This is a genomic window from bacterium (assembly GCA_040753555.1).
Taxonomy (GTDB): Bacteria; UBA9089; UBA9088; order UBA9088; family UBA9088; genus JBFLYE01.
The window spans coordinates 1-7,331 of sequence record JBFMDZ010000106.1 but is presented as its reverse complement, the minus strand read 5'-3'; the positions used below and the strand labels follow the sequence as shown (position 1 = coordinate 7,331).

General features: G+C 36.2%; 8 protein-coding genes. 6 read left to right on the top strand and 2 right to left on the bottom strand.

What is annotated here, in order from left to right; all coding sequences use genetic code 11:
- The 4 genes from tuf to AB1630_08670 form a co-directional block, all read left to right on the top strand.
- The coding region (gene tuf / locus AB1630_08685) for an elongation factor Tu (GenBank protein MEW6103868.1) at positions 1-179 on the top strand (179 nt) is incomplete at its 5' end.
- Between the two features lie 65 nt (positions 180-244).
- Positions 245-1,024 (top strand): secretin N-terminal domain-containing protein, encoded by a 780-nt coding sequence (locus AB1630_08680; protein MEW6103867.1) that lies wholly within the window; start codon positions 245-247, stop codon positions 1,022-1,024.
- Positions 1,025-1,058: 34 nt separating this feature from the next.
- Positions 1,059-1,604: a type II and III secretion system protein gene (locus AB1630_08675; GenBank protein ID MEW6103866.1), complete on the top strand. Its 546-nt coding sequence runs from the start codon at positions 1,059-1,061 to the stop codon at positions 1,602-1,604.
- A 693-nt stretch (positions 1,605-2,297) separates the two neighbouring features.
- Positions 2,298-3,284 (top strand): aspartate-semialdehyde dehydrogenase, encoded by a 987-nt coding sequence (locus AB1630_08670; GenBank protein MEW6103865.1) that lies wholly within the window; start codon positions 2,298-2,300, stop codon positions 3,282-3,284.
- 65 nt (positions 3,285-3,349) lie between these two features.
- On the opposite strand, the gene AB1630_08665 is transcribed toward AB1630_08670, so the two are convergent.
- Together AB1630_08665 and AB1630_08660 are read right to left on the bottom strand one after the other, a co-directional pair.
- Positions 3,350-5,341, bottom strand: a complete 1,992-nt coding sequence (locus AB1630_08665; protein ID MEW6103864.1) for a PBP1A family penicillin-binding protein — start codon at positions 5,339-5,341, stop codon at positions 3,350-3,352.
- Positions 5,342-5,444: 103 nt separating this feature from the next.
- Entirely contained in the window at positions 5,445-6,140 is a 696-nt protein-coding gene (locus AB1630_08660) for a diacylglycerol kinase (protein MEW6103863.1), read from the bottom strand.
- Positions 6,141-6,316: 176 nt separating this feature from the next.
- Here AB1630_08660 and pyrE point away from each other — a divergent pair, with 176 nt between their 5' ends.
- Positions 6,317-6,880 carry an orotate phosphoribosyltransferase gene (gene pyrE / locus AB1630_08655; GenBank protein ID MEW6103862.1) on the top strand — a complete coding sequence of 188 codons (564 nt, stop codon included), beginning with the start codon at positions 6,317-6,319 and terminating at the stop codon, positions 6,878-6,880.
- Positions 6,881-6,937: 57 nt separating this feature from the next.
- Complete coding sequence (locus tag AB1630_08650; GenBank protein MEW6103861.1) at positions 6,938-7,174, top strand: hypothetical protein; 237 nt, start codon at positions 6,938-6,940, stop codon at positions 7,172-7,174.
- Positions 7,175-7,331 lie beyond the last annotated feature (157 nt).

Below are 7,331 nucleotides of genomic sequence, written 5' to 3'. Positions count from 1 at the left end.
CCGATGTTACAGGCTCCATCAAGCTTCCAGAGGGTGTTGAAATGGTAATGCCAGGTGATAATATAAACCTGGAAGGAGAGCTTATAACACCCATTGCAATGGAAAAGGAGCTAAGATTTGCTATCCGTGAAGGTGGCCACACCGTAGGGGCAGGCGTTATTACGGAGATATTGGAGTAAAGGAAAGGTATGTAAGCTTTATCTTTAAAGAAGGTTACCTTATCTATAATAGAGGGGCAAATATTGTGAAAATAGGAGAAAAAAGGATTTTAAAATTGAATGTGGTGTTATTGCTTTGCCTCTCTACTATTTTTTTAGAAGCACAACCATATTCAGAAGAAATCAAATCCAAAGAAGAAGTAAAGGTAATAAAAGCAACACAATCGCAAGATAATTCAGAAGGTATTTCTACCTCTAAAGGAAGATTACAGCTTAATGTGGATGTGGCTGATGATGCAGGCATTGATACCATTAGCGAATTAATTACCCTTAAACATATCAAGGCTTCTGAAATAGAACCCTTTATAAAAGCAAGGCTTTCTAGATATGGAACAGTTCAGACAAACGATACCCTTAATATGTTGATTATTACAGACAAAGAGCTAAAGGTTAGGGATTTGGCAAAGCTTGTTAGAGGGTTAGATATAGAAGGATTGAACGATTTCCTTAGATTAGAAACAGAGGTTATACCCCTTAAGTATGCATTAGCATCCAGTCTTACTCAAATTGTAAAGGAGAGGCTTTCTTCTGATGGTACCATCCAGGCAGATGATAACCTTAATAGCCTTATTATAACTGATGTTAAAAGCAAGATTGATTATGCTAAAAAAATCATTGCCTTATTAGATATTCCTACCCAACAAGTCCTTGTTGAGGCAAAGATTATAGAGGCAAGTGGGGAATTAAGGGATGAATTAGGCATTGATTGGTGGGTTTTAGGAGACCTTTTTCCTTGGGGGTCAATAGACTATTCTAAAGATACATATAAGTATAGAAGCGATAATTCTTCTCATTGCGAATCTTAAGAATAGTAGCTCAAGATTTTCTGGAAGAGCCAATATGGATTTAACCAAACTAGGTAATTTTATCAATCTTTTAATCAAAGAAGATAAGGCTAAATTATTATCTAATCCTAAAATTATAACCTTAAATAATACATCAGGTAGGATTGAGGTTGCAGAGAGAATAGAATATAAAACATCATCATGGTATTCTAGCAATGAAATTGGATTAAACCTGGAAATTACCCCCCATATTGGAGCAAGCAATCATATCAATATGAATGTCTCAGCAAATGTCCGAAGCATTGCTGGTTGGAATACAAATGGCTCTCCCATTATTTCAGAGCAAAATGTTTCTAACTCTGTGTTAGTAAAGGATGGAGAGACATTTATAATTGGAGGATTAAAGAAAAAAAACACAATTAAGATAACCAAACGAGTGCCTGTCTTAGGGTATATTTTCCCTTATTTTTTCTCTAAAAAAGAAGACTCTGTCAGGGAAAATGACCTTCTTATCTTTATTACACCACATATTATTAAAGATGGTATTTCTGTAGAAAAAGAAGACCTGAAAAAACTCGATGAATTAGAGAAAAAGAAATAATAAGTGGTGTTTTAATAAAAATAATGCGGTCTCCAAAGGTCTATATTTTTATAAGCTAAAAGCAGGTAATTTCTCTGCTATTAAATCATAGGATGATAATTATGCCAAATTTTGGCTTGAACCTGTAGAACTTGCGAAATCTGTTGGATATAGTGCAAGAGAATTGTATGTGTTCAGGTGCTTTATAATTCATTCACCTTATATAGAAGTGGGAAGTAGGAAGTGGGAAGTAAATGTTTCGTATGTGTTTAGCTTTAATGGAACAAATGAAATCCGAAATTCGAAATCCGAAATCTTAAAACAAATTCAAATGACTAAAATTGAAAATTCAAAACAATATAATTTATTTGTTATGAGAATAAAGATTTGCCGTAAAGAAGCAAAAGAGAGTAAATATTGGTTGGAGTTGATAGATACAGACCATTCTGAAAACTTTAATGTTTAGAATTTTGAATTTAGATATTGTTTCGTGCTTCGTGCTTCGGATTTCGTGCTTTCTTTCATTTTAACTTCCTTTCTTCTTCTCGTCTACCTAAACACATACCTTTCTTTAAATATTAGCTAAACACGTACAGATACTTTGTATGCGGATTGCGGAATTGAACGCAGAGGGTGATAAACGCGTGAACTCAACAGCTGGGAAGAAATTACCTTTTGCTTGCAAATTTTAATTATAAATTGTAAAATTTTCTTGTGAAGGTAGCTGTTGTTGGAGCAACGGGCGCTGTTGGGATGGAAATGACAAAGGTTCTTGAAAAAAGAGCCTTTCCATTGGATGAGCTTATCCTATTAGCATCAGAAAGGTCTGTTGGGAAAACAATAGAATTTAAGGGAGAAAAGATTGATGTTAGAAGGTTAGAAAAATCCTCCTTTAAAGGAATAGATATTGCCCTTTTTTCTGCAGGCTCATCTATTTCTAAAGAATTTGCTCCTTCTGCTACCTCTTCTGGTTGTATTGTTATTGATAATTCATCGGCATTTAGGATGGAAAAAGATGTCCCTTTGGTTATTCCTGAGATAAATCCAGAGGATGTAGCTTGGCATAAAGGGATAATTGCCAACCCAAATTGCACAACCATTATTTTGAACCTTCCTGTATGGCATATACACAAGAAATATGGGGTAAAAAGGGTAGTTGCCGCATCGTATCAGGCTGCATCTGGTGCAGGGTATAAGGCAATTAGGGAGCTTGAGGAAGAAACGAGGGCAATTCTTATGAATGAGCCTTATGAAAGAAAGGTGTTTCCATTTCAATATGCGTTCAATCTATTTCCACACAATAGCCCAATGGAGAATAATGGCTATTGTGAGGAGGAAAACAAGGTAATAAACGAGACAAGAAAGATTTTTCACGAGCCAGGTTTTAATATAACAATAACCTGTGTTAGGGTTCCAATTTTAAGGGCACATTCTTTAGCAATAAACATTGAGCTTGAGAAAGAGCGAAATATTGATGAAATTTATAAAATCCTTGAAAATGCACCCGGGATTGAGATAGTAGAGGATAGAGAAAGGAATAGATGGCCAATGCCAGTAGATGCATCGGAGAAATTTCCTGTATTTGTAGGAAGAATAAGGAAGGACAATACAATTAAAAATGGCATCTGGCTTTGGGTTGTAGGAGACCAGCTCCTTAAGGGTGCAGCCTTAAACGCTGTCCAAATAGCAGAGGTTTTGTAATAATTTTATTTTTCCTTTAACGATAGGCGACACCCGAAAGGGTTGTTTTTGCATTTTGACTTTTTCTACCACTCTTCTTTAAAATCCTCTTTTTCTAAAGGTTCTTCCTCAATCTCTTTCTTTTGTGGCTCTGTTCCTGTGATGAATACCTCAGGAAATCCAGGGGCATCCTGCGGTAAGACCCCTCCTGTTTTTCTGTCTATATTTACAAAGCAAACGCCATCTGGGATTTGAAATGTCTCCTTTGGAAGCTCCTTTAATGCCTCTTTCATAAATTCAAGGAATATCGGAGCAGCTGCAACCGCACCTGTCATATTCTTTCCTAAAGACCTTCTTCCCCTATCATACCCAACCCAAACAGCACACAGGAGATTTGGCGTATATCCAATGAACCAGGCATCAACGCATTCATCGGTTGTCCCTGTTTTCCCTGCAATATCGCAGGTAAATTGACCACCAAGTATTGGATAGGCTGTTCCCCTTTGGATAACACCCTTAAGAGCTGATGTAATGATATATGCTGTTTCCTTTGAAAGGACGCATTCATAGAAGGGGACGGTTTTCTTCAGGATATTGTTATTCCTATCTTTAACCTCATCTATTCCGTATGGCTTAACCCTTAATCCACCATTGGCAAATACAGAGAAGGCAATTGCCATATCCATCACAGAAGCATCAAACGCACCAAGACCAAGGGAAAGGTATGGATGAAGCTCTGATGTTATCCCAAGCCTTTTGGCATAGATAACAGCCCTTGATGGACCTACCTTATCAAGGATTTTAATTGTTGGAATATTTATTGAATCCTCCAAAGCCTTTCTTACTGTTACCCTTCCATACCATCTTCCTTCATAGTTTTGCGGTGTCCAGGTTTCTCCCTCATCCATCCCTGGATATGATATGGGTTCATCAAGGATTGTATCAGCCAATGTCCAGCCTGAATCAATAGCTGCTGCATAGATTATGGGTTTAAATGCAGAGCCAGGCTGTCTTATTGTCTGATATGTTCTATTTAGCTGATTATTAACAGAAAATCCAGAACCACCAACCATTGCCCTTATCTTTCCTGTTGTTGGTTCAATTGCAAGTAATGCACCCTCTATTTTATTCTTCCTTCCCATATTTAGCCTATTTAAGCCATTGGATAAAGCACGCTCTGCCAAAATTTGCATCTTAAGATTTAGGGATGTTTCAACAGAAAGCCCTCCTTGATATAAAAGGTTATAGCCATATTCCTGCTCAAGATGCTTTCTTAAATATTCAATAAAATATGGTGCCTTGTTTATGGTTGTTCCAATGACAAATCTTTTAGCCTTTATAATCTCATCTATTTTTTTCTTTAAAATTATTGCCTCGCTCTTTGCTTTTTCCTTTGTAATATACCCATCGTTTGCCATCCGATTAAGTGTTCTTATTCCACGAGAAACAGAAAGATTAGGGTTTGTAAATGGCGAATATATATTTGGTGAGGCAACCATTCCAGCAAGAATTGCTGCTTCAGAAAGAGAAAGGCTACCTGCCTCCTTGTTGAAATAAAACCTTGATGCGGCATCTATTCCATATACACCCTTTCCAAAATATATCTTATTAAGATACCTCTCCAAAACCTCATCCTTTGAATAATACCTTTCAATCTTTAAGGCAAGGAGAATTTCCTGTATCTTTCTTTTTATTGTTCTCTCTTGGGTTAAGAAAAGGTTTTTTGCAAGCTGCTGGGTAATTGATGAACCACCTTCTTTTATCCTTCTGGATGTAAGATTTACGCAGCTTGCCCTTATAATGCCCTTTATATTTATTCCAGGATGCTTATAGAATGAGGCATCTTCAGAGGAGATAAAGGCATATTTTACATAGCTTGGAAGCTTGTCAATCTTTATGAGCCACCTTTTTTCCTTTGCGAATTCACCAATTAGCTCGTTGTCTTCTGAGTATATCCTTGTAGGAAGGCTCCAATATTCCTGTCCTTGATACTCAAGGGGAGCAAGGCTTGGAAGGTATGAAACCCAGGAAAAAAAAGCACCAAAGACAATGCCGACAAAGGCGGCAGAAACAAACAAAATAAAGATTCTCATCCTAGTGTGCGTTTAGTAAGTGTTTAAAATTCATTTCACCTTGCATTTATTTTGTTTTGCATTTTGAGTTTTTAGTTTTGAATTTCTTTCATCCCAATAATTGAAAAACGAGGATGGTTATTAAGACTCCAATAATTGCTCCGAATAGCACCTCCAGAAATGTATGGATGCCTACCCGTATCCTTTCAAAAGCAATTACAACGCATAAGATAAGGACAAGGGTTGATGTAAGAAGGCTTTTTTCCACAAAAGACACAGCTGTCCATATAGCAAAGGCAACGGCTGTATGTCCTGATGGCATTCCACCATATAGATATGTTCCCTTTTTAAAATATGCCTTTAAAGCAATAATAGCAATAATGACAAGAAGCAAGGCAGAGAATGTAAGGTGTGATGAGCTATGCTCTACCTTCTTTACAGCAAATTGGATTATATCCCTTGGAATATGGTTATAGATAACGGTATATCCGACGATTACTGCATTTATTGCCGCAATAAGCACAGCACCAGCTCCAATATCCTTTGCTATCCTTGCAAGCTCTGATTGGGTATTTGTTGTCATATTTACAATTGTTTCAATGGATGTATTAAGCATTTCAGCAATTAAAACAATGGCAATAGCAAAGGCAACACTAAGCAGCTCAATTCTATCAATCCTTAAAAGAAAGCTTAAGATAACAACAATAACAGCGGCGACAATATGAAACTGCATATTCCTCTGGGTCTTAAGCCCATGGATAACACCCGATATAGCATAATTAAAACCCTCAATAAAAAGCTTCATAGTAAATTTAGGATTTAAGATTTAAAACAATTATAGTATCCCGCATAAATGGTCATAATAAAATTTTTGACACTTTTTATTATGAGAACTTTTGCGCAACAAATTAAAAATTCCTAAGTTCTAAATAATTATACCATTCCTTGCCATTTTGTGTAAATACTTTGTAAAATATGTTTATGGATGTAATGAAATTATTGGAAGAAAAAGGGGCTATTCTTAATGGCCATTTTCTCCTTTCATCAGGCCTTCATTCAAAAAGGTATATTCAAATGGCAAAGGTTCTTCAATATCCAAATCCTGCTTCTTTTCTTGGCAAAGGGCTTGCGGAAATTTTTAAGAAAGATAAGATTGATATTGTTCTTTCTCCTGCTTTGGGTGGAATTACAATTGGCTATGAGGTAGCAAGGCATCTTAATAAAAGGGCAATATTTTCCGAAAGAAGGGATGGAAAGATGGGGCTTTTCAGGGGATTTGAGATAAAAGAAAAAGAAAATGTATTGATTATTGAGGATGTTTTTACAACAGGAAAGACCATTAAGGAGCTAATTGAATTGATAGATAATTGTAAAGCAAATATTACAGGAATCGGCGTTGTAATAGATAGGGGACAGAGGGCAGAGGGCAGAGGACAGAGGGCAGAAATTAGGTCATTGATTAGGTTGAATATAGAAACCTATAGGCCAGAAGAATGCCCCCTATGTAAAGAGGGTATTCCATTCATTAAACCAGGTTCAAGGTAATTTAATCTTGACAAAAGCAAAATTTGTGGTATAATTAAATTATAAAGAGGGGATATTATGTCTATTTCACTAATAAAGGAAGAACAAGAACATATTATTAGGGTATTGCCCATATTATTAAAAAAGGATTCAAAAAATCTTGTCATAATTGGTGAAGGAAAGGTCAATCTTTCAAAAAATAAAGTAGATGAGTTTATAAAAAAGAAGCTTAAAAGGCTAGATGGTGTATTTGATGAGACATTTCCTGTTCTTGTAATCCATATGATATCACAGCACGATGTAGAAATACGCTAAGGAAAAAAGGGATTGCTATTTATTATTCATATGATTTTTAAGATAGGAGGAAAAAATGATCATTAGTTTAGTGATTTTGGGGCTGGGCTTTTTAAGCCAGGAGGCAGGAGCAGCGGATTTCCCTGCGCCTTCTACAGCTGTATTGCCCAGACTGAAA

Bases quoted from the DNA above. Each gene is read 5' to 3' on its own strand.
- AB1630_08650 (MEW6103861.1), top strand. From the start codon at position 6,938: ATGTCTATTTCACTAATAAAGGAAGAACAAGAACATATTATTAGGGTA.
- AB1630_08675 (MEW6103866.1), top strand. From the start codon at position 1,059: ATGGATTTAACCAAACTAGGTAATTTTATCAATCTTTTAATCAAAGAA.
- AB1630_08660 (MEW6103863.1), bottom strand. From the start codon at position 6,140: ATGAAGCTTTTTATTGAGGGTTTTAATTATGCTATATCGGGTGTTATC.
- pyrE (MEW6103862.1), top strand. From the start codon at position 6,317: ATGGATGTAATGAAATTATTGGAAGAAAAAGGGGCTATTCTTAATGGC.